This window comes from Bacillus sp. MT94, from assembly GCF_058792475.1.
Map to the genome: position 1 here is coordinate 795,236 of NZ_JBXAEZ010000001.1, position 22,057 is coordinate 817,292.

The 22,057-nt window shown below is 34.3% G+C and carries 20 protein-coding genes and 2 pseudogenes; 18 read left to right on the forward strand and 4 right to left on the reverse strand.

Features of this window, described 5'->3' with window-relative positions:
• The first annotated feature begins 106 nt into the window (after nucleotides 1-106).
• Complete coding sequence (locus AC1Q51_RS03785) at nucleotides 107-4,348, forward strand: S8 family serine peptidase (RefSeq protein WP_492331380.1); 4,242 nt, start codon at nucleotides 107-109, stop codon at nucleotides 4,346-4,348.
• A 260-nt stretch (nucleotides 4,349-4,608) separates the two neighbouring features.
• On the forward strand, nucleotides 4,609-5,208 hold the full coding sequence (locus tag AC1Q51_RS03790) for a TasA family protein (protein WP_000525504.1): 600 nt from the start codon (nucleotides 4,609-4,611) through the stop codon (nucleotides 5,206-5,208).
• 351 nt (nucleotides 5,209-5,559) lie between these two features.
• Here the strand turns inward: AC1Q51_RS03790 and AC1Q51_RS03795 are convergent, their stop codons facing one another.
• The gene (locus tag AC1Q51_RS03795; protein WP_098236226.1) at nucleotides 5,560-6,027 is read right to left on the reverse strand and encodes an ASCH domain-containing protein; all 468 of its coding nucleotides are present in this window, start codon (nucleotides 6,025-6,027) and stop codon (nucleotides 5,560-5,562) included.
• A gap of 301 nt (nucleotides 6,028-6,328) precedes the next feature.
• Between AC1Q51_RS03795 and AC1Q51_RS03800 the strand changes: the two genes are divergently transcribed.
• Nucleotides 6,329-6,532, forward strand: a complete 204-nt coding sequence (locus AC1Q51_RS03800; RefSeq protein WP_492331381.1) for an alpha/beta-type small acid-soluble spore protein — start codon at nucleotides 6,329-6,331, stop codon at nucleotides 6,530-6,532.
• 80 nt (nucleotides 6,533-6,612) lie between these two features.
• On the opposite strand, the gene AC1Q51_RS03805 is transcribed toward AC1Q51_RS03800, so the two are convergent.
• Entirely contained in the window at nucleotides 6,613-7,188 is a 576-nt protein-coding gene (locus AC1Q51_RS03805) for a peptidase M56 (RefSeq protein WP_065228855.1), read from the reverse strand.
• Nucleotides 7,189-7,350: 162 nt separating this feature from the next.
• Between AC1Q51_RS03805 and AC1Q51_RS03810 the strand changes: the two genes are divergently transcribed.
• Both AC1Q51_RS03810 and AC1Q51_RS03815 read left to right on the forward strand, forming a co-directional pair.
• Nucleotides 7,351-7,875 carry a DUF6843 domain-containing protein gene (locus AC1Q51_RS03810; protein ID WP_098251407.1) on the forward strand — a complete coding sequence of 175 codons (525 nt, stop codon included), beginning with the start codon at nucleotides 7,351-7,353 and terminating at the stop codon, nucleotides 7,873-7,875.
• A gap of 20 nt (nucleotides 7,876-7,895) precedes the next feature.
• The gene (locus tag AC1Q51_RS03815) at nucleotides 7,896-8,129 is read left to right on the forward strand and encodes a hypothetical protein (RefSeq protein ID WP_492331382.1); all 234 of its coding nucleotides are present in this window, start codon (nucleotides 7,896-7,898) and stop codon (nucleotides 8,127-8,129) included.
• A 423-nt stretch (nucleotides 8,130-8,552) separates the two neighbouring features.
• On the opposite strand, the gene AC1Q51_RS03820 is transcribed toward AC1Q51_RS03815, so the two are convergent.
• Together AC1Q51_RS03820 and AC1Q51_RS03825 are read right to left on the reverse strand one after the other, a co-directional pair.
• Nucleotides 8,553-8,687: a hypothetical protein gene (locus AC1Q51_RS03820; RefSeq protein WP_255259031.1), complete on the reverse strand. Its 135-nt coding sequence runs from the start codon at nucleotides 8,685-8,687 to the stop codon at nucleotides 8,553-8,555.
• A 114-nt stretch (nucleotides 8,688-8,801) separates the two neighbouring features.
• Nucleotides 8,802-9,260, reverse strand: coding sequence for a DUF5065 family protein (locus AC1Q51_RS03825; protein WP_023521971.1), 459 nt, complete (start codon nucleotides 9,258-9,260; stop codon nucleotides 8,802-8,804).
• A gap of 1,342 nt (nucleotides 9,261-10,602) precedes the next feature.
• On the opposite strand from AC1Q51_RS03825, the gene AC1Q51_RS03830 reads away from it, so the two are divergent.
• The 13 genes and pseudogenes from AC1Q51_RS03830 to AC1Q51_RS03890 all read left to right on the forward strand — a co-directional run.
• Nucleotides 10,603-10,917: a hypothetical protein gene (locus AC1Q51_RS03830; RefSeq protein ID WP_237441007.1), complete on the forward strand. Its 315-nt coding sequence runs from the start codon at nucleotides 10,603-10,605 to the stop codon at nucleotides 10,915-10,917.
• A gap of 116 nt (nucleotides 10,918-11,033) precedes the next feature.
• Entirely contained in the window at nucleotides 11,034-11,546 is a 513-nt protein-coding gene (locus AC1Q51_RS03835; RefSeq protein WP_061660951.1) for a hypothetical protein, read from the forward strand.
• 873 nt (nucleotides 11,547-12,419) lie between these two features.
• Nucleotides 12,420-13,493, forward strand: a complete 1,074-nt coding sequence (locus tag AC1Q51_RS03840) for a patatin-like phospholipase family protein (RefSeq protein ID WP_000331130.1) — start codon at nucleotides 12,420-12,422, stop codon at nucleotides 13,491-13,493.
• Nucleotides 13,494-14,330: 837 nt separating this feature from the next.
• The gene (locus AC1Q51_RS03845) at nucleotides 14,331-14,585 is read left to right on the forward strand and encodes a hypothetical protein (protein ID WP_000557539.1); all 255 of its coding nucleotides are present in this window, start codon (nucleotides 14,331-14,333) and stop codon (nucleotides 14,583-14,585) included.
• Nucleotides 14,586-15,223: 638 nt separating this feature from the next.
• On the forward strand, nucleotides 15,224-15,922 hold the full coding sequence (gene sdaAB / locus AC1Q51_RS03850) for an L-serine ammonia-lyase, iron-sulfur-dependent subunit beta (protein WP_001024890.1): 699 nt from the start codon (nucleotides 15,224-15,226) through the stop codon (nucleotides 15,920-15,922).
• Nucleotides 15,923-15,943: 21 nt separating this feature from the next.
• Nucleotides 15,944-16,834: an L-serine ammonia-lyase, iron-sulfur-dependent, subunit alpha gene (gene sdaAA / locus AC1Q51_RS03855; protein WP_098251409.1), complete on the forward strand. Its 891-nt coding sequence runs from the start codon at nucleotides 15,944-15,946 to the stop codon at nucleotides 16,832-16,834.
• 291 nt (nucleotides 16,835-17,125) lie between these two features.
• Nucleotides 17,126-18,445 carry an aromatic amino acid transport family protein gene (locus AC1Q51_RS03860; protein WP_000348957.1) on the forward strand — a complete coding sequence of 440 codons (1,320 nt, stop codon included), beginning with the start codon at nucleotides 17,126-17,128 and terminating at the stop codon, nucleotides 18,443-18,445.
• A gap of 310 nt (nucleotides 18,446-18,755) precedes the next feature.
• Nucleotides 18,756-18,980: a DUF2187 domain-containing protein gene (locus tag AC1Q51_RS03865; RefSeq protein WP_000682216.1), complete on the forward strand. Its 225-nt coding sequence runs from the start codon at nucleotides 18,756-18,758 to the stop codon at nucleotides 18,978-18,980.
• Between the two features lie 284 nt (nucleotides 18,981-19,264).
• Nucleotides 19,265-19,438 (forward strand): hypothetical protein, encoded by a 174-nt coding sequence (locus tag AC1Q51_RS03870; protein WP_000354585.1) that lies wholly within the window; start codon nucleotides 19,265-19,267, stop codon nucleotides 19,436-19,438.
• A gap of 174 nt (nucleotides 19,439-19,612) precedes the next feature.
• Nucleotides 19,613-19,876, forward strand: coding sequence for a transcriptional regulator SplA (locus AC1Q51_RS03875; protein ID WP_000396091.1), 264 nt, complete (start codon nucleotides 19,613-19,615; stop codon nucleotides 19,874-19,876).
• Nucleotides 19,873-20,901 (forward strand): spore photoproduct lyase, encoded by a 1,029-nt coding sequence (splB, locus tag AC1Q51_RS03880; protein ID WP_001039638.1) that lies wholly within the window; start codon nucleotides 19,873-19,875, stop codon nucleotides 20,899-20,901. The genes AC1Q51_RS03875 and splB overlap by 4 nt, the downstream gene beginning before the upstream one ends.
• 172 nt (nucleotides 20,902-21,073) lie before the next feature.
• Nucleotides 21,074-21,754: pseudogene (locus tag AC1Q51_RS03885) on the forward strand (Ger(x)C family spore germination protein); the annotation flags it as partial.
• 181 nt (nucleotides 21,755-21,935) lie between these two features.
• Nucleotides 21,936-22,034 (forward strand): annotated as a pseudogene (locus AC1Q51_RS03890) (HXXEE domain-containing protein); the annotation flags it as partial.
• Nucleotides 22,035-22,057 lie beyond the last annotated feature (23 nt).

A 22,057-nucleotide genomic window follows, 5' to 3' on the forward strand; every position in this document is an offset into this window, starting at 1 on the left:
TCTTTCATGATACAAAAGATTAAGATTAATAGAGTTTCCAATGCTACATGGGAATTTAAGAATCAATTTGTTTCAAAAAATAATATTAATAATGGGGAGATGTAATATGAAACGAGGGAAATTTGGAAAGATTCTTATTGGAACGTTAACAGCTGGAATGTTATTGTCTCAAGGAATTCCATATAACGTATTAGCGGAAGAGGTAAATACATCTACTTTAACTGGAATTGATGATGCAAATGCTATCTTAAAAGGTCTTACAAAGGAACAACGTAATGCCTTAAAAACGTTAGATACAAAACCAGGTTTTGTTATTTCGCCAGGTATCAATACAACAAGTCCTAATAATGTGAATGTGATTATAGAATTTAAGCAAGCGCCTAGCAAAATAGAGGTATTAAAACAAGCGGCTAAAGGGAAAAAAGTAGCTCTTTCAAATGCGGAACAAAAGGTAGAGGCATCACATAAAGGATTTAAAGCAGAGCTTGAGCAGCTTCAAAAGAATAAAGAGAAAGGAACAAATGTAAAATCTGCAAAAATAACAAGAGAATATAAGAATGCTTTTAATGGTGTAGCGATTTCTTTACCAGCAAATATGATCGAAGACTTAGTTCGTACCGGTATCGTTAAGCGCGTATGGGAAGATCATGAGGTTAAAATTGATTTGCCGAAAGAAACAACTAAGACTGCTGTTGAACCGAAAATGGCGGATAGTGTACCGCAAATTGGTGTGGACAAGCTGCATGATGAAAAAATAACAGGGAAAGGAATTAAGGTAGGTGTACTGGACACAGGTATTGATTACAACCACCCGGATTTGAAAGATGCATATAAAGGATATCGTGCAAAACAAGGTGAAGATCCAAGTAAAATAGATCCGAACTCCATAAAAGGATGGGACTTTGTTAATAATGATGCTGATCCAATGGAGACAACGTATAAGGATTGGCAAAATTCTGGAGGATATCCTGAGATTTATGAGGGGAGTGCATATTATACATCCCATGGTACGCATGTAGCTGGGACAATTGCTGCAGACAAACAGAATAGTGTGGATTATGCAGTGAAGGGTGTTGCTCCAGATGTAGATTTATATTCATATCGCGTATTAGGTCCATATGGAAGTGGACAAACAAGCGGTATTCTTGCTGCGATTGATAAAGCGGTGAAAGACGATATGGATGTTATCAATTTATCACTAGGAGCGTCTATTAATGATCCTTTATATCCTACTTCTGTCGCAGTGAACAATACGATGTTAGCTGGTGTTGTTACAGTAGTAGCAGCAGGTAACAGTGGTCCGGAAGAAGGTACCATTGGATCACCTAGTGCAGCGGCACTTCCAATTACAGTTGGAGCCAGTGATGCTGCAATGACGATCCCAACGTTTTCTATCGATGCAGGTGATTTACATGTGGATAAGATGATGCTACTTGGAAAAAGCTTTACTGATAAGATTGAAGATTTGAAAGGTCAATCCGTATCAGTTGTATATGCAGGGCTTGGAAAATCAAATGATTTTACAGGAAAAGATGTAAAAGGAAAATTAGCTCTTATCCAACGCGGTGAGATTACATTTGATGAAAAAATTAAGCATGCTAAGGAAGCAGGCGCAAAAGCGGTAATCGTATATAACAATGTAGATGGTGAAATTACAAGTTATCTTGGGGAAAGTACTTCGTCTATTCCATCGTTCCGCTTAACAAAAGTAGATGGTGAGAAATTACAAGTAAAAGCTGTACAAGGAGATGTGTCGTTAGCGTTTGGAGAACTAAGTAATATAAAAATAGAGGGAGATCACTTAGCTGATTTTAGCTCCCGCGGTCCTGCAACTAAGACAGATGATATTAAGCCAGATATTGTAGCACCAGGTGTGTCTATTTTCTCAACTGTTCCTGAATATATTAATGATCCAAAAGATAGAGATAATTATCCGGTAGCGTATGGACGTATGTCAGGTACCTCTATGGCAACTCCTCATACTGCAGGGGTAGCGGCACTTATTTTACAAGAACATCCAAACTATAGTCCATTTGAAGTAAAAGAAGCACTCATGAATACCGCAGTTGATTTAAAGGAAGAGCGTTCTGTATTTGAGGTGGGCTCAGGACGAATTGATGCATATCGTGCAGTTCATGCAGATACATCTATCGAGGTTGTTGATAAAACATCAAACGTTGTAGGTGATGAAGAAGTAGAAATTGAAGAAAAAACAGGTTCTATTGCATTTGGGTATAAAAATCAAATTGAAAATGGGCCTATTAAAGATAGTCGAAAAGTTTTAATTAAGAACAGCAGTAAAACAGATGGGAAAGAGTTTAAATTAGAGGTGAAATTTTCACCTACAAGTGTAGGTGTGCAAGATGCAGCGAAGAATGGTGTGAAGCTAAACGTACCAGATTCTATTAAAGTAGCTCCTGGTGCATCAGAGGAAATTAACCCTGAAATTACCATTCCAGAAAACGCTGAATTTGGTAGATATGAGGGCTATATTCATATTTCAAATAAAAACAATGAAAAAGAAGTATATCAAGTACCATTTGCAGTTAAATTCACAGAAAAAGGGATTGCGTCTGTAGATTTACTGAGAGATGCAATGGCAACAGATGCTTCTAAATTCCATCCATTTATGGAAAGACCAAGTTCGCCGTTGTCATTTAAATTAAATAGTCCTCTCGAAACCATTGATGCAATTGTGAAGGACCGAACGACAGGGAAGGCATTAGGAGTCGTTGGTACACTTAATGCAAGTAGTCTAACACCGAATGTTGAATATATGATGTTTTCTGGTATGGGAGGGTATGTACTTCCATTCACAGGAAATCCAGCTCATCCAATTGCGGATAAACCTGTTATGTTGCCTGATGGAGATTACGAATTGAACTTCGTTGGATATGATAAAGAAGGAAAATCTTATACAAAAGGCGATAGCATTATCATTGATAATGTAATACCTGAAATGAAATTTAAGGATGTACAACCTGGTATACACGAAGTCAATGATTCTATGTTTAAAGAAGAAGACGGCCAGCGTGCATTATGGGTGCATGGTAATATTTATGATTCTACAGTAGATGCATTAAAGGCAAAAGGCTTGCAATATGATCAAAAAGCGAATCAAATTGTATATTATCAAAACTCAGCCTTCCCATCAGGTTGGTTGAATACAATTCAAGCAAATGGTGATTTTAAATTTGGAGTACTTCCAGAGGAAATAAATGAACCATTAAATTTAAAATTATTTGGATATGATCTTGCAACTGCAGGGAATATGGCAACTGGATATAAAGATTACGTCTTTGTAAAAGAAGGGACAGAATACGCTGTTCCAAGTTATGACAAAGATAAAATCAAATTAGGAGAGAAAATTACATTAACTTTGAATCTTAATAATGTAAAACAGCTTATGTCAGGTACATTTGAAATTCCTTATTACAAGCAGCTATTTAAATTTACAGATGTGAAACCAAATCCAGCACTTACGGAATATGTAGAACAACATGGATTGAACCTTAAATTAGAAGATCCGAAGATAAGTGAAGCAGGAGCTTGGGAAAACAAGGTGAAAGTTGGCGCATCATTGGAAGGAAAAGAATTTAAAGGATTAGATGGAGATAAACCATTTTTAGATGTTACATTCGAGATGACGAACGATGAATACTTTAATGATTTGACTGCATTTGGAGTAGATAAGTTCTCTTATACAAAAGTTGGTGCATCAGAAGGCATTGAGATTCCTGCGTTTAAAGATAAATCTTTTGCTATTGTTTCGAAACATTCAACGGTTACAGGATATATTGGCCCGGAAGCTTTCTTGAATGAAGAGGGGTATTTAGGTAAGAAAGACTATACAAAACTAGGAGCAAAAGTGTACGCAGTTGGCAAGGATGGAAAGAAATATACAGGAACGATTGGTGATAACGGACAATTTGAAATTCATAGTGTTCCAGTAAGCGATAAAGAATATGATATTTTCGTAGAAATGCCAGGTCATTTAAATAGTAAATTAACAACAAAAATAGGGAAAATGCAGGATGGAGAATTGGTGGGACAAAATTTTAAAGCTGACATGGATGATAACCTTGCAGGTGATGTAAACGGCGATAAAATGGTAGATATTCAAGATGCTAGAATAGCAGCTTTATCGTATGGAAAAGGAAAAGTATCTGTAAAAGATGGAGATATAAATCAAGATGGTGTTGTAGATGAAACGGATGTTCGTTTAATTGAGAAAAACTTCTTGAAAAAGGGCCCAGATGCTAAAGGAAACGAGAAACCGAAAGAAAATGTAGGGCCAGTGACGTTAGAGAAAATTTTACGCTCTATCGGTTTAGAACCAAAAAAATAAGTGGACAAACTTCTAGAGTAAATAAAGGCATCAGACAATGGATATTAAATGAAATGGATTGGTTAACAAATGACCGGTAATGATTTACGGTAACATTACCGGTCATTTTAAGAGTCATAGTCGTTCGGGTACATGAAGTAACTAGTTTAAAGTAAGTTTGTTTTCATTATGGGACAAGGAAGTTGCTTAATTATTATTGTTGTTTGTGGGATGGAAATAAGGTTTGTATTTTAAACTTTAACAATAGGGGGACTTGTGAAATGGGTATGAAGAAAAAACTTGGTATGGGTGTTGTAACTGCAGTGCTTGGCTTATCCTTAATTGGCGGGGGAACATATGCATATTTTAGTGATAAGGAAGTATCACAAAACACGTTTGCAGCGGGTACTTTAGATTTGAGTGTGAATCCAGAAGTTGTTATTAATGTCGACAATCTGAAACCAGGTGATGAAATGGAACGTGGTTTTCAATTAGTAAACAAAGGAACCTTAGCAATAGGAGATGTGAAACTCCTGACAGATTACAGTGTAATCGATGCGAAAGGGGATAATGGAAATGCTGATTTTGGTGATCATATCCGTGTTGATTTCTTGTGGAACTTGGATAAAAATGAGGTTCCAATTTGGTCTACTACATTATCTGAATTAAAGGTAGCTACGCAAAATGGAAATATTCCTAATCTTGTAAAGAACGGTATTGTAGATCGAGAAGGAAATGGACTTGCTCCAGGTGATGATGATACATTTTATGTAATGTTTACATTCGTAGATAACGGTGAAGAACAAAATGTATTTCAAGGAGATGCGTTGAAATTAAATTGGACTTTTAATTCCATGCAAGCAAGCGGTGAAGAAAAGTAAGTGTAATAATTTGTATACTATATGTGTGAGACATATCGTATACAAATGAAAAGAACTGTTTTGAAATGAAGGCGTTTATCCTCAATGGTAAAACTCCTTATAAAAATATGGGTGAAAAACTTGATGATGATTTCCCTTTTAAAACACATCGTAAAAATATTTTGCGATGTGTTTTGTTGTAAGTTGGAGAGTACAGAAATATTAAATGATTATCCAGCTTTTGAGATACTTTGAGGGGATTTAGCACCTTACGCTAGCTTAGCAGCTTTCCTGAAGGGGATTTTGTTTTTTTACATGACGAAATGCTTAAAAACATAATATAAAATAAACATGTTTGATTTTCATTCATGTTTAATTTTTATAAACATCCATTACCTTAAACGTTTGACAAACGAGCATTAAGTCTGGAGTAAAATTAAGTCCATACCGACTTAATTCCCAAGTGAAAAATTTAACGTGCTCACTATACCAATAATCATAGCTTAAATCGCCTTCACCCTCAGATCTTGCAAAATTACTTGTTACTTCATTCATTTTTAGTAAATCGATCTTTGTATATTTTATAATTGCTAATGGATTATTGTCTCCATCCAATACAATATCGTACTGACCAACTTTTTGAATTTCTTCCCCTTCAAGCTCATAAACACAATGTGCAGCGCATGTTCCTGTTTTGATTCCTTTAACTACTAAACTTCCTAATTTATCTCCCATTTCTTTGGAACCATCTCCAAACATCCACGAATCTGGAACACTCATGTTTAATCCATTTTCTTTAGCGTACATATACCAATATTCTTCTATCTTATTAACTGACATCAGTCACTCATCTCCTTAATATTTAAATGTTTTGAATTTAACACGTGGCATATTATCTGTCAATATTTTAGAAGAACTTGCAATACATCTACATCAATAAATGTTTATAAAAAATATAACTCTTCGTAAACATATTTTCCATTCTGTATATTAATGCGAATAAACGAAACTCATGCTGTTATTCTGCTGAAATCGTTACGGAAAAGTAAAATAGTGGATAAAAGAAGAAACTATAAATGGTTTTATTTACCAATAATATTTTCTTTGTTTCGTAGCATATTAAACGTACAGGAGGTGATATATGATGACAAACAATCGTAACAACTCTTTAGTGGTTGCAGGTGCAGAAAGCGCACTGGATCAAATGAAATATGAAATTGCACAAGAATTCGGCGTACAATTAGGCGCGGATTCAACTGCAAGAGCGAACGGCTCTGTAGGTGGAGAAATCACAAAACGTCTCGTTGCTATGGCAGAACAGCAACTTGGTGGATATAACAAATAATGCTAGGTATAAAGTAGAAAAAGGAGAGATTATATCTCTCCTTTTTTTTGTAAAATATTCGATTATGAATATTTTATTTGTTATCTATCTTGTCTCTTATTACTTGTATCTTCCAGCCACTTAGAAACATATTCTTGCATACGAGATTCTAATGATTGAATCGTTTCATTTGAGATAGTGAGTGCTTGATCCGCATACTTTTTCGGGAACATGTTGCGCAAAGTAGGTTCATTTTCAGCACCATCTCCTGGTTCACGGTAATCTTCAATGATGTAATCATCCCCATTTTTTGTGACCGTCACACGGACTGGAAGTAAATGTCCTGCTTGAGAAACTGTCTGTGTTTCGCGGTTGTATCCTTGCATGAGGGAATGAAGGTAGACATACATTTTTTCATCCTTCATTTCAGTTCCATAGATTACATGCGTCTCAAATTGTTTTTCTGTATGATTTAATTTGTCTTGATTCCAGGCAATGATACTTTCTGAAATAAGGGATTCTAATTTGCTGTTTAGCGGAATCTCCGTTACATCCTTTGCATCATTTTGGACAGAATCACACCCTGTTGCAATGAAAACGAGTATGACAATGCTTACGGTAATCATTATCTTTCTCAAAATCTTATTTTCATATGTTAATGCAAAACGTCTGCTCATCAATTCACTCCATTTCTCTTCGTGCTAATCATTCACTGACATAAATCTTTTATATGACAATAGTAAAACCGACTTCAAACTAGAAACTTATTCTATCCAAGGAAATATATCACATTGTATAATACATACTATACCATTCTTACACATAACGGGAGAAACTCTATGAGAAAAGTTATAATGTATTGTGGGATCTTTATTATGATTCTTTTAAGCGGTTGTATCCGATTCGGACAAGACACTACAGATACCATTTATCTCATTCCAGAAGCATACGAAGGAGACCTATTGGTACTATATAATGTTCCAGGAGCTGAGTTGTTGCCAGAAGAAGATGGATTTCGTGTCGTCACTTTTTCTGCAGACGGGACCGCAGTAACATCAACACCTAATATGAAATATGGGGAAGTCAACGATACCTATTACACGGTTAACAAGGAAGGAAAGCGCACCAAACTTGATGAAAGCTGTATACGCGTTGGTTCAAATGGAAGCACTACTGAAAACATTGGTAAAGAAAATGAGCATACATTCTCATACGCGAAATTGGAAGTTACAACTAGTGCTTGCTCACAAAGCTTTTCATCATACGGGAGAGAAGTATCTGAAAATCAAGAACATCCTGTAGAGAAGAAATTGAGGGAATTATTGGTTCTCGTAAAAGAGCAGTATATGAAAGTGAAATACTAAATTTTCAAAAGGATGAATGGATGATGTTAGGGATAGGGTTGATTGTAGTAGGCGTTTTACTTGTCAGCGTTGTATCTTACCGAGAAATAAAGAAAGCAGTGGGCGTAACCTGGATTGAAATTCTAGTATATCCCTTTTTATTATTAATAGGCGCGTTACTCGAACATTTTGATCTGCCAGATTTTTTAATATTTTTAGGTTTGGTATGTATCGTTTTTGGTAGCTGTATGGTCATGGGCGTCAATATTCTATAACATTAAGAGCAAAGCATCTAGTTCAGATGCTTTTTTATTTTATTTTGTAATTTTTATTTTTAATGTCTATCACACTAGTTAGCCAGACATACAGGGTTCCAAGTGCTGGTAAAAAACTTAGCAAGTTGAATGTATTCTCTATAATATAGAATGAAATAAAAATGGAGGAAAAATAAATAGAAAATGGAAGAAAAATGTATACGTCACGTTTTAAAGATTTTAAACTTTGCACTTTATTCACCTCAGCTTTTCTGGCATTATGTTTTAAATAAGAACCCGTAAATTTGCAGATTCTCCTGGTGATGATTTTAAAATATGTAACTTAGTTTTAATCATAGAATGTATTGAATCACTATAAAAATCAAATATTAATTTTCTAAAGAATCCTATACAAACCTTATTGCGTTAGAAATATAGACCTAATTATAACCGTTGTAAATGGATCCAATTAGATTTCGGCATCCCAGTATCCGCATCATAACTAGTAACACATCCTGTCATCCCTTTTAAAATACCAACATGGATTGTTGCATCCGCATTAACTGTTACAATTTTCATCACATTCAGCTCCGTTTCGATAATATGCTTTGACTTCCCGCGTGATCATTTATTCGTTAGATAACAAAAACGCACCGTAACCCAGTGCGTTTCAGACAAATATACCTATATGTTTTACTTTGTAATTTGGAAGGAGCCACCATAATAATATGAATTGTCTACTTTTAGTACTGCCACATATGTACCTGGTGTGTAAACCGTTGTAATTGGTGTTTTGAACCTAGAATAGTAGTGGTGTCCAGCCTCACCTGCAGAAATGGTTTTGTAGCGTTGCAATTTACCTTCTCCGTTCAATCGATAAATCTTTACAACACCTACATCTTTTCCGCCTATATATACCGTCGTATCAAACGTATCACCTTGTTTTAACGTACCAGGGGCTAATTCTTGTAGATAGTCCACGTTGTGATGCAATAAGAAATACGTCTGCCATGGCCAATCATCCACAACAGCTGAAGCTTGCTTAATCGTATTTACTTCAGCGCGCGCTTTATCAGGTAGCGTACTGTCTAAAACGATAAAACCCGAAAAGGTTAAGGCACCGATTAAAGCAAATGAACATAATTTTTTCATATTAAATTCCTCCCGTTTATCTGACATTGTCATAGTCCACTTACAGGTATTAGGTTGTCATCCATTAATTGGATTATTATTCTAAAATCAATATATCATTTTCTTTCAATTTAATCAAATTAGAATTTTCTAACAAGTGATGAGGATAGATAAAATTCCATCTTTCTCCGTTTTTTCTATCATACAGAAGAAAGAACAGAGGCGATAAAGAAATTTTATTCCGCTCTCTTTTCAAATTAACAACATTTCCCGTTTGTACGGTACGAGACTATATTAAACATAAAATAGACACGAAAGGGGATTGGAATTAGCGAATATTTACATGGAATCTAGGAGATGCAAGCTCAATATTTCATAACGGATCGATGGTTCCATTTCAACAGACTCCGAATCCGATAGTAATTTTGTTCTATTTATTCACGAGGTAACGGAAGAGAATTTAGAAGAACTTGCTACAATTGCTCATCAGTATACAGAGGATACCATCCATTGTTACAATTACGGCAGTGTAGAAAAAGTAGGATAAAAGAAGAAAACATACTGTTCCAAATTAATATTCCGTGTGTTTTTTGAACATACATTCCTTTATTTAATGTATATATTGAATATATGGATATATTGTGTTATGATGTGAATTAGAAACTCGCGTGTTTCAAATACAACATTTTTATCTTCTTGATGACCTCTTATCTTTCCGTAAGAGGTCTTTTTTTATCCCTCCTCATTTGCATAGCCGTTAAAATACTATGAACAGATACTAGGAGACTACTACACTGTGATACTCTCTAGTATTTTTTCTTTATCCATATTATCTATTGTTGAGTAAATGATTAATTGTTAATTTTTGTATAATCTTTATAAAATAATAAAGGGGTATATATGAATAGGTATGTCCTTTTTATGTAATGATAATGCGAATTGAAGTGTAATACTGAAACGGTAAACGAGAAGAATCAGGGCCGAAACAGATAGTAAGGAAAGTAAAACAGTAACAGCAGACAATACTTATAATGAAAACGTTCATAATGGACTGTCTATGGATGGAGAAAAAAATACGAAAAGATAAAAGGGGCAAATGAATATGAACAGAGCCTTTAAAGGTATCGTATTAGCAGGTCTAAGTGTTAGCGGGTTGTACAATAGAAACATATGTCCTAACGCAGTCCAGAATATAAGCATGTAGATAAAGTATTCTTAGCTGATAAAATGGTAGAAGACAAGAAGACTATAGCAATGAAGAAATTGAAAGAGAACTAAGAGGTTTAGCATCCTGACTTTCTAAATAACATGAGTGTTTCTATAGAATGAATCCTTAGGAGGGCTATTGTGGAACCTTTAATCAATGGTATTTTATACTTTGTATTTTTTTGGAGCACTGTTTCTTATACTGGGTACTGCATTGGTTTTATTTATCGTGGCTGCATTACTAATAATCTGGAAGGAGAATCTATCATTTCTAATGATTAGTTTAGGTATAAATATACTTGTCATTCCATTGTCTTTTTTTATTGGCGGGATGGCAACAGATTCCCCTGGTAGTACGATGCACGATTTTTGGAAAGTATTTTTCTTTATTCAGGTAATTCCGTTCCCTCTAGTACTGCTATCTTTAGTTTGGTGGCTTATTCGTCGAAAAAAAGCAAAAGTTCATGTGTAGCGTTTTTAATGCAAATAAGCTGTCCGTTTGGGGAGTTTATTGTATTTATTACTAAACGTGATTATTTCCAAAATGAATGCAATAACACTATACAGTTAAATAGAAGGTGAAACATATTGAAATCTTATCAAACGTTAGCCCACTTGTATGCATTAGGACTAGGCTGCGGGCTTTGGGATAGAGAGGAGGTAATTTCATGGTGCGATAGGTTGATTGAAGCAAATGAGCACCCGCCATATGAAATTATGGAGATATCTTTAATGTCTAAAGCAAAGCTGATATATATAGAATCGGCTTTACTGTCATATAGCCGCATAGTTGATGAAAAATACTCGGTAAATATCCTTCTTTCTGTCTTAAATGAAAAGTTAGTAGCTCAGAAATGTAATGTGAAACAAGCGCTTACTTGCTCCACTCGTTTACTAGTAAACAGAGGCGTATATTGGGAAGAGGAATATTTTGATTTATACAGCCTTGATGATAGCTATGATATTACACAGGAAGGGATCCATTTCAATAAAGAAGATGTGATTACTGCTTATATCGATACATTAGGTGCTTTTCGCGTCCATTTTAACGAGTTTGAAGATCTATATTTGCAAGTCATGAAACAGAAGTGGCAAGGGTAGAAGGCAGGAAAAGGAATCATTGAATCGTAAGAGTTACTTCCTGTATTTATCACCAAATTTATCTAGCCAAGACGAATCTGTCTTCGTGTTGATGAATTTTTGTCTCTTAATAACTTAATGCTATCATCTTTAATTTTTCCGACAGCAAGCAAAGCTAGCATTTTTAATGCATAATCAGACGCTTGTAAAGGAGCATCACTAATTAAATTTTTACCAGAGAGTAATTTATTTAATTAGTAGAAAAAGGAAGGGACCTATTTGGCTCCTTCCTTTTTCTCATACATACATAACGCTTGTTGACAACTTATGAAATAATAGCATTCATCGCTATTAAAATATAGCACTAAAAGCGATTTAATGGATATGCAATTATACATATCTGTTTAATTGCATGAATGGGAACAAAATGATTTAACTCTTCCGGTATGGAAACAAATAGATTCAGGTATATTTAGGGTAAGAAGACCTGATTATTGATTGCTGGTTAAATCATATTTCTACGTATCTGAAACAAATTATTTCACTGGATTGTATGTTATAGATGGTGAGGGATTTATGAAATGTAGATTGTTTCTTGGTTTTTTGCTCGTGATTTTACTTTGAGGATACATCGGAAAAGAAGTTACGTTATATACGATTCAAAAAGGGTTATTAGTTAGTGCATCCATAGATACGCTCCGTTTCCTGTTTCCTATCCTACTAAATTACCATTCCAAGCAGATACCTTCTCTTTCAAACAATTCATCCATTGAATAAAGATAATTCCGCCATACGTATCGGAGGGCATGAAGCTTTCTTAATACCATTTGGAATATATTTCAATATACTTCCGATACTATAACAGATCGAAAATTTCTCTATTGGAGGTATATAATGGCATATCCATTTCGTAACTTAGTATTTGAAGGTGGCGGAGTAAAGGGAAGCGCTTATATAGGTGCCATCCGTGCACTAAATGAAGAAGGGATTTTACCAGAAATACAACGATTTGGGGGGACTTCAGCAGGAGCGATTACTGCATTACTTTTAGGTCTTTCCATTCCATTCGCAGATCTTGTAAAAATCCACAAAGACATGAATTTTAAAGCGTTTAAAGATGATGATTTTTCGATTGTACAAGATAATATTCGTTTATTTTTTGATGGTTTTGGTATCTATAAAGGGGATTTCTTCACTGAGTGGGTAGGAAAGATCGTTGAAAAGTGGACAGGGAGTAAGGACACAACCTTTCAGCAGTTATATGACAAAACAGGAAAAGACGTGTTTTTCCAAGGAACGAACATTTCTACACACCAGCTTCGTACGTTTTCTCGCGAAACGACACCTGATGTCCCGTTAGTAGTTGCTGTGCGGATTTCGATGTCCATCCCATTCTTTTTTAAATCTGTGGAATGGGATAAAGATTATTATGTAGACGGAGGTGTACTGGATAACTACCCAATTCGTTTATTTGATCGGAAAAGTTTTGTGAATAAAGAAGAACACTTCACGACCACAGATACGATTGACGAGGTTAATAAACTGGTAAGCAATACGGAGGATCATTCTACACTAAGAAGCTTACACACGAAATACAATGCATCTTTCTTTGATCCTGCAGATGAAATTGTCTACAACAAAGAAACACTGGGTTTCCGTTTAGAATCTCAGGCCGAGATTGCCATGTTAAAACATATCGCAACTTCAACAGAACATCATATTGGCCATTCTCTTATTCATTTTGCATGGAATTTGTCTCAAACGATGATCAAAGGTCATGAGAGCGGAAAAACAACCAAAGAAGATGCTGCCCGTACTGTATTTATCAATACATTCTTTACGCCGTCGTTTAATTTCGATATCACAGAAGAAGAAAAGAAAACACTCATGAATTCAGGCTATACTTCTACTAAAGACTATCTACATCAGTTTAATACGTCTGAAGTAAAATTGTTTAATCGACCATAAAGCCGAGTGCAATGCACTTGGCTTTTTTTAATCGTCCTGTAAATTCTTTTTTTAGTAGCTAATAAAAATTCAGATAGACTATGCATAGAACAAGAGAAAGGAGATAACAGAAAGTAATAAATATAAGTTTTGATGACTTCTTATTTTGTAAAACTAGGGTGTAGAAAGGGTGAAACAGGTGGAAGAAAAACGAATTATGATTTATACAATTTTTCGGCTAACACAGTACAAAAGAGAAGCCTAAAACGGTGGATAGGAATGTATCAAAAAATGAATAGAGTAGCAAGACGGATTTATTGTGAAAGTAGGGATTTTCCTTTTTCTTTCTACTGATAATAAAGCGTTATGTAGACTGGGAATGTATAAGGTATTCATTGCTATTCCTTCAAAATGCTGATGTTACATCATATTAAAATAACCTCTAATTTAAGTATTGAAATTCTCTAAATCTCAATGTATTATATTCTTGTATTTTCTCACTTTGCTAAGCCTAGAAAACATCATCACTTCTGAAAGAACTCGAACTCCAGCGGGTTCTTTGAATTTACTTGAACTTATTTTTGAATCATTGTATTATATTTCCGAGTCTTACTCATATAAATCATTATCAGGAGAATCTGCAAATTTGCAGGTTCTTTTTTATTTTATTGAAAGTAAAATTTTAGCCAGTCATTTATTTTCATATTTTTGGTTTTTATACGTGTTTGGTAAAAATCAATGAGTTGCAAAAAAATACTATGCTGAAATCTAGTTCGGTATAGCAATGTGCATATAAAAGATCCCACTTTGCTATATCCCCTAAAAAGAGTCATAAAAATCTATATTTTTTTAATTCAGTTGCATACTACAAAACTTCTTTTAAAAGAAATGTATGTACATACACATTATATTTTGTTCCATAACTCTCTAACTTTTGTTCACGAGAGTCTGTTAAGTAAAGGATTATTGGCGGGTGGTGCAATAGGTGCAGAAGATGTGAAAACAAATGAAAAAGTACAAGTTGCTGTTGCAGGTAAAGAGGGAAATATAACGTATAAAGAAATTGATAAAGCAGAATCTCCATTGTTATTTGGAATGTATCCTTTATGTTAAGATCCGAATGGGAAGTTTGTTTTTTCTGATAATTAATATTTATACAAATTGTGTAATTAGTATACGGAAGTGGTTTTAAATTTCATTAATGTATTCCTTTTCATCTGAATGAATTATTTATTGCAACAGATTTCCCGTCCAAAATAAGATGTTCAAACAAAAGACAATATAAGTATCTTTATAATGATTTTTCAATATAATCAATGTGTTTATGAAAGGAACTCTGTGTTATTTTTGCTTTTTTACTAACTAATACAGCTTCAAACAAAGGACACAATTGCTACATACTAAGTGTGATTTATTACCTATTCAAAATTCTGTCTATTCAATCTTTCTAAAAATAAAAAAAGATTAAACTTATAAATATACAAGTTATAATGAGGGCGTCGAGACACAATTTATTACCTCTAGAGAAAATATCAAACCTTGTTTTGGATTAAAAATTCTAAAGAACTTGCCAGTAATTTTTTAAAATTGGACATACTGATATGATTACTATACGGTGGATAGCGGATTAGAAGGAAAGCTTATTCAACTCAATAAAGAAAGCGTTATCAAATGAAACTTGTTTTGAATCGATCATTCTAACAACTTAGATTCAACTACAGCTAAAAATAATAAATTATGGGGGTGCTTATATGAACATAAATGTAGCATCTATTAAAGAAAAAAAGATTGTTAAATACAAAAGTTGTTTTGATGTGATTGGGCCCATAATGATAGGCCCTTCAAGTTCACATACTGCAGGTGCTTTGGCTATTGGAACAGTTGCTAATAAATTATTTCAAGGTCTTCCCAAAAAAGTTGTGGTAAAGTATTATGAATCATTTGCTGAAACCCATAAAGGTCACGGAACTGATTTTGCAATTATTGCTGGTATATTAGGCTTTGCTGCTGATGACAGCAAAGTGCCAGATGCTATTAAAATAGCAGAGTCTAAGGGAATTGACATTACCTTTATTGAAAAATTGGGTAATAGTCCTGCTGGTCATCCAAATACGGCAGATGTATATGCAGAGGATGAAAGTCGAAGTATTAGAGTAATGGGGATTTCGGTCGGTGGTGGGTTGATTGAAGTCAAACATGTTGAAATTGATGGATTTAGCTTAAATCTGCAGGGGCCATTGCCAGTTGTTATTGCGATTTCAGAAAGAGCTGACTTTGAATTTGTTTTACGCAGGATCTTTAAACAATATGATGTGGAAATTAACAACTTTCATAGTTTGGAAGATAAAACAAAATATTTATATGCATTCGCTTTGGATTCGATATTGCCAGGTAATGCTCAGAAGGAATTAGGAGATTTAAGCAATATAGCTAATCTTATTATTCTTTAGTCACATTTAGGAGTGAAAAATATGTATATGGCCATAAAAGAAATTGTGGATGCAGCTAATAAAAGCCAAAAGCAAATTTATGAATTAGCAATCGAACAGGAAATCAAACAAACTAAAATTTCTTATGAAGAAGTATGGAGTAAAATGGAACGAAATTTAGCGACTATGCAACATGCAATAAATAAAAGTATCGAGGGCGACGGTGTATTTTCTCCAACAGGTTTGACCGGAGGGGATGCTGTAAAAATTAAAAACTATCGAGAAAATAGGAAAACTCTTTCTGGAGATTTGATGGTGTTAGGGATTCAAAGTGCTATCGGTGTTAATGAAGTAAATGCTGCATTAGGAGCTATTTGTGCAACTCCAACAGCAGGTGCGAGTGGGACGACTCCGGGAGTCCTATTTAGTATTAAAGATACGTTGCAGTTAAGTCATGAAGATATGATTCATTTTCTATTCACTTCAGCGTTATTTGGAACGATAGTCGCAAACAACGCTTGTATTTCAGGAGCGTACGGAGGATGTCAAGCTGAAGTAGGAAGTGCCTCAGCGATGGCGGCTGCAGCTGCGGTAGAAGCTGCGGGTGGAACGCCACAGCAATCTTCTGAAGCTTTTTCGATTGCATTACAAAATTTACTCGGTTTAGTTTGTGATCCGGTCGCTGGTTTGGTAGAAATTCCTTGTATAAAGAGAAACGCCATTGGAACGGCAAATGCTTTAGCAGCAGCGGACATCGCATTAGCCGGCGTAAACAATCTCATCAATGCTGACGAAGTGATTGAAGCCATGTATAGAGTTGGAAGACAGATGCCTCGCGAATTAAGAGAGACAGGTTTAGGTGGTATTGCAGCTACACCTACAGGAATTGCCATTAAAAATAAAATCTTTGGGGAGAAACAATTAAATCAATAAGTTATCGAGTGTATTGTGAAGTTTTTAACAATCTTTACTCTATTGTTCGCCTAAGGATGTCTGTATATTGGGGGAGTTATCAATAAAATATACTACTATATAATTAAAATATTTTATAAGTGGTAATAAACCCTTCAGGTTGATGCTTCGCTAATTTTTTGATTTTTATTAACCTAGAAGGGGGATATTCATTGTGGCGCACTATATAAGCTATTCATTTTTCAAGAACGGTCTATATTCCTATATCTTAAAAAAGAAAATTAAGAATAGGACACAAGGAGGAATTATTATATGGATGGGAATACTGCAAAAAACATAGAATTTCAAGCTGATAACACTGCAGTAAAAAATGAGAAATATCTAGACCCTAAAAAGTGGCATAAACAGGATACTACCTGGGCATTGAGCCTTTTTGGAACAGCAATTGGAGCAGGAGTACTCTTTTTACCGATTAATGCAGGTTCAGGTGGTTTATTATCATTGCTGTTAATTACCATACTTGCATATCCTGTTATGTATTATTCACATAGGGCGCTTGCTAAAATGATTTACGCTTCGAACTCTGCCGATGAGGGGATTACAGGTACAATAAGAGAGTATTTTGGAAATAAGGCAAGTATCATTTTTAATATTGTGTATTTTGTCTCCATTTATACGATCGTGCTGATGTACTCGGTCGCACTTACAAATACCGCTAGTAGCTTTATCGTGCATCAATTGCACATGTCGGAGCCTCCAAGGTCCATTTTATCGCTTGTCTTAGTACTCGGTCTTATCGCTATACTAAATTTTGGTCAAGATATAACTGTAAAGATCATGAGCATGCTAGTGTATCCTTTTATAGCTTCTCTCCTTTTTATCGCAATATCTTTGATTCCACAGTGGAATACGTCAATGCTTAGTTTTTCAAGTGTTTCTACTGCTTCAACAGGAACAGGATATTTAGGAACGATATGGATGATACTTCCAATCATAGTATTCTCGTTTAATCATTCGCCTATGATTTCGTCATTTGTTATGAAACAGAGAGCTACGTATGGAATAGATGCTACTGATGCTAAATGTGCTCAAATACAAAAAGTTTGTTATATTATGACATTCGTAGTTGTTATGTTCTTTGTTTGGAGCAGTACCTTAAGTTTGACTCCAAATGATCTTAAGGTGGCAAAAGAACAGAACTTGTCAATCCTATCATATCTTGCTAATGAGCTTAATTCGCCAGTAATCACTATTGCAGCTCCTATCATTGCATTTGTGGCTATTACAAAGTCTTTCCTTGGTCATTATATAGGAGCGTATGAGGTAATGCGTGACATGATTATCAAGTCCAGTAAAAAACGTGGGAAAGATATAGGAGAAAAAACAGTTAAGACAATGATTCTTACTTTTGTCGTATTAACATGCTGGTATGTTGCTTATACAAATCCAAGTATTCTTGGAATCATTGATGCCCTTAGCGGTCCGCTAGTTGCTGCTATCTTATGTATACTACCAATGTATGCAATCCATAAAGTATCAGTACTTGCTAAATACAAAGGGAAATCGAGCAATGTATTTGTCATTATTATAGGTATTCTTACTGTCCTAGCAAGTATTAAGTCATTATTCTAATCCACTATTGTTAGTATCGATGCAAAAATCGTGGGATATGGAAAAAAGAAAGATTCTTATCGGAACTGAATTCTATATTGTTAAACTAAAGAAATCATGGTTTTGGACAAACTCCTCACATTGGAGAGTTTGTCTTTTTTTATTATATGCATAACTTTTATCATTTTAACCAAGAAGACCCCTTCCTCAAGGAACGCGAAATAAGTAGGTGGGAGATGAATTGGCTAAAATGATAAACTGGTGACCCAGTATGTAGAAGTGAAAAAGGGGAAAACTATTGTATAATTATCGATAATTTAGGGGGCGCCAAATGAAGCATAATAAAGAAGTAACACTTGGGGATTACGTTCAATTTTCATATCGTAAAAATCCTAATTTGCAATTAATGGGATTTGTGGTGAATGTTTTACAAAATACAATTGTTGTAGATATTGCGGAAAGAATGGATATCGAGATAGATGATTTTAGGCAGGTTGTAAAGCATGGTTATTATAATAAAGTGGTTCATAAGCAAATAAAGAATAGTGTTTCATAAAAAAGTGCTCCTATATAAATTTAGGAGCACTTTTTATGGAGAGAATTTCCGCAAAGTTTTTTTGTCAGAGGTATAAAATTTTCATATGAAAATACGTTTTGAAGATATTTTCTTATTTGTTAATTAATAATTTTTTCAATCTTTATAGCTGTTATGAATTTAAAATATTATTCATAAAAATTTCACATAATTTTATTAAAAAGAAAAATACTAATACTTGTTTTAATACTTTACCTAGAGTTATTAAAACAAATTTACTAACTGCGAAACAAGGAGGCATCACTGTGGACATTCGTGAAGGATTAATTCCAACAGCTTTAGGTACAGCAGTGACAGCAGCAGGTTATGCTCTTAAACAAACTCGTGGAACTAATAAAATGATTGCAAATACAGTATTTGGTTTTGGTTTAGCACACGTCGTTTTAGGTGTAATCGATCTTGTTGAACATCGTCGTTAGAACGAAAGGCAAGCATTGATATATGCTTGCCTTTTTGGGAGTACATTTATTATTCATTTTTCAAATATGTTTGTATGACGTAATCATTATCAATGTAATTAAATAGTTACACTACAAGGAAATTAGAAAGTAAAACTGTGAGCATTGAATTTTATGAAATGAGATGGTGATGGAATGGAATTTTCTTCTGAAAGTAATACGTATCATGCTGGTGATATTGTTTATATTTTTTACCGAAATCCTCATACTCAAGACGTAGCTAACATACAAGCTGCAGCAGTTGTAAATAATCCTGAAAGACCTAATGAATTAGCACTATTTCTTTACGAAACGTATTATCCACTAACAAATGAGATGGCTATATATGCTACCGAAGATGAGGCAAACCAAGCTTACACTTACTATTATGGTGATATTTCAGAGGGGATGTTAGAATGAATAAGCCATTTATGCCTAAGCTCGTATATTTTGAACCGAAAGCACTAGATTATCCTTTGGGGAAAGAGCTGTTTGAGAAGTTTTCAAAGATGGATGTTGAAATTCGACATACTACTTCTCATAATCAAGTAAGAGATTTGCCAGGGGATAACGATTTTCAAAAGTATCGAGTAGCAAAATCCACGCTGGTTGTTGGTGTTAGAAAAACACTGAAATTCGATACTTCCAAGCCTTCAGCAGAGTATGCAATTCCTTTTGCAACGGGATGTATGGGACATTGTCATTATTGTTATTTACAAACAACGATGGGAAGTAAGCCTTATATACGAACGTATGTAAATGTTGAAGAAATTTTAGATGCTGCTGATAAATACATGAAAGAGCGTGCACCTGAAGTAACAAGATTTGAAGCGTCGTGTACTTCAGATATTGTAGGAATCGATTATTTAACGCATACCCTTAAACGGGCCATTGAGCATTTTGGAGAATCTGAATATGGGAAATTGAGATTTGTTACGAAATTCCACCATGTAGATCATTTACTTGATGCTAAACATAATGGAAAAACAAGATTTCGCTTTAGTGTAAACGCTGATTATGTGATTAAAAACTTTGAACCAGGAACTTCTCCCTTAGCTAAGCGAATTGAGGCAGCAGGAAAAGTAGCTAGAGCTGGATATCCTCTTGGTTTCATTGTAGCTCCTATTTACCTACATGAAGGCTGGAAGGAAGGATACTATCATATGTTTGAACGCCTAAATGCTGAATTACCTCTTGATGCACGGGATGATATTACATTTGAATTTATTCAACATCGTTTTACAAAGCCAGCTAAGAGAGTGATTGAAAAAAACTACCCGATGACAAAATTAGAATTAGATGAAGAGAAAAGAAGGTATAAATGGGGGAAATATGGAATCGGAAAATACATTTATCAAAAAGAAGAAGAAGAGGATATAAAAAATTATCTCTATTCCTATATGAAACAGTTCTTTCCTAATGCAAAACTAGAATATTTTACATAAAAGAAACGAACAAAATTCATTACATCATCAATCTAAAAAATTACTCACTCAAAAAAGTGATATTGGTCAACAATTCGCTAATAAATCATTTGAAAAATTTATATACGAAAGTCTTTTATGTAAAAATATGTTTCATTATGAGCTGAATCCTAACAGTTAAACAGAAAAATACAGTGGTTGCTCTGAGTTAATGGAGATAGAAGAAAGAGGATTTGTAGTAGGCGCGTCTTACGATATTGTTAAGGAAAAGAAATCAAATCCAATTATGAAAGGGACGTATCAGATGGTACTTCCCAGTAAGTTAGCGCAGCAAGGTGGAAAAGGGGCAGGGAATAATTATATTAATGTGAGTGCAAAAGCAGATAGTGTATTTGAACAAATACGAATTATTGCTAAAAAAATTAGTCGTGAATTATTTTTTCCGCATATACAAGTGATTATTTTTTCTGAAAAATTACTCTGGAATCCTAATGTTTTACAGAATACGCTAGATGTACATATTCGTGATCATGAAATGAGAAGAAACATCCGTCTATTTGTTTCTCGAGGGTACTTTGGCGGAGTTGCATTTTAGCGATTATAAACAAGTTATGGATGAAAAACGCTTAACGAAGGATATTTCAAAAGAGATGGAGCAAAGGATTCAAAAATCAATAAAGCTTGTTCAAAAAAATATAAGGTGGATGTATTAGCATTAGGAGAAGTATATAAGCGGAATAATTATAAAGAATGGAAGAAAATAAGTAAGAATTGGGATCAAGGTGAAAATTATTTTAGTAATGCTGACATTAATGTTTATGTTCATCCAGTAATTGAACATTCAGGCTCAACTTTACCGAAGAGAGTGAAATAAGGTGATTTAAGTCGTTAGCGGATTAGAAATACGCTAAACGATATTAATGCTGGTTCTGCATTTTCAATCAGTGCAGACTTATGTACTTTAAACGTGATTAATAAATTATATTTGGCTTATTATGATCCTTTGGTTAGCACTAGTTAGAGTTATAGTAAAAATATTAAGTACAAACGACTTATTTTTAATAATAAGAGGAAATATGTTACTGAAAAGTAAGGAGACAAATTATTACTTTTCTAAAGAGTCATTAGGTCCGTACAATGATGCATTAAAGTGATTCATAAGGGATTCTGAATGCTA

Coding starts and splice junctions, on each gene's coding strand:
- AC1Q51_RS03815 (WP_492331382.1), top strand. CDS start 7,896: ATGATGTTAGGGATAGGGTTGATTGTAGTAGGCGTTTTACTTGTCAGC.
- AC1Q51_RS03810 (WP_098251407.1), top strand. CDS start 7,351: ATGAGAAAAGTTATAATGTATTGTGGGATCTTTATTATGATTCTTTTA.
- splB (WP_001039638.1), top strand. CDS start 19,873: ATGAATAAGCCATTTATGCCTAAGCTCGTATATTTTGAACCGAAAGCA.
- AC1Q51_RS03820 (WP_255259031.1), bottom strand. CDS start 8,687: ATGAAAATTGTAACAGTTAATGCGGATGCAACAATCCATGTTGGTATT.
- sdaAB (WP_001024890.1), top strand. CDS start 15,224: ATGAACATAAATGTAGCATCTATTAAAGAAAAAAAGATTGTTAAATAC.
- AC1Q51_RS03860 (WP_000348957.1), top strand. CDS start 17,126: ATGGATGGGAATACTGCAAAAAACATAGAATTTCAAGCTGATAACACT.
- AC1Q51_RS03800 (WP_492331381.1), top strand. CDS start 6,329: ATGATGACAAACAATCGTAACAACTCTTTAGTGGTTGCAGGTGCAGAA.
- sdaAA (WP_098251409.1), top strand. CDS start 15,944: ATGTATATGGCCATAAAAGAAATTGTGGATGCAGCTAATAAAAGCCAA.
- AC1Q51_RS03785 (WP_492331380.1), top strand. CDS start 107: ATGAAACGAGGGAAATTTGGAAAGATTCTTATTGGAACGTTAACAGCT.
- AC1Q51_RS03830 (WP_237441007.1), top strand. CDS start 10,603: ATGGTATTTTATACTTTGTATTTTTTTGGAGCACTGTTTCTTATACTG.
- AC1Q51_RS03805 (WP_065228855.1), bottom strand. CDS start 7,188: ATGAGCAGACGTTTTGCATTAACATATGAAAATAAGATTTTGAGAAAG.
- AC1Q51_RS03825 (WP_023521971.1), bottom strand. CDS start 9,260: ATGAAAAAATTATGTTCATTTGCTTTAATCGGTGCCTTAACCTTTTCG.
- AC1Q51_RS03795 (WP_098236226.1), bottom strand. CDS start 6,027: ATGTCAGTTAATAAGATAGAAGAATATTGGTATATGTACGCTAAAGAA.
- AC1Q51_RS03790 (WP_000525504.1), top strand. CDS start 4,609: ATGGGTATGAAGAAAAAACTTGGTATGGGTGTTGTAACTGCAGTGCTT.
- AC1Q51_RS03840 (WP_000331130.1), top strand. CDS start 12,420: ATGGCATATCCATTTCGTAACTTAGTATTTGAAGGTGGCGGAGTAAAG.
- AC1Q51_RS03875 (WP_000396091.1), top strand. CDS start 19,613: ATGGAATTTTCTTCTGAAAGTAATACGTATCATGCTGGTGATATTGTT.
- AC1Q51_RS03865 (WP_000682216.1), top strand. CDS start 18,756: ATGAAGCATAATAAAGAAGTAACACTTGGGGATTACGTTCAATTTTCA.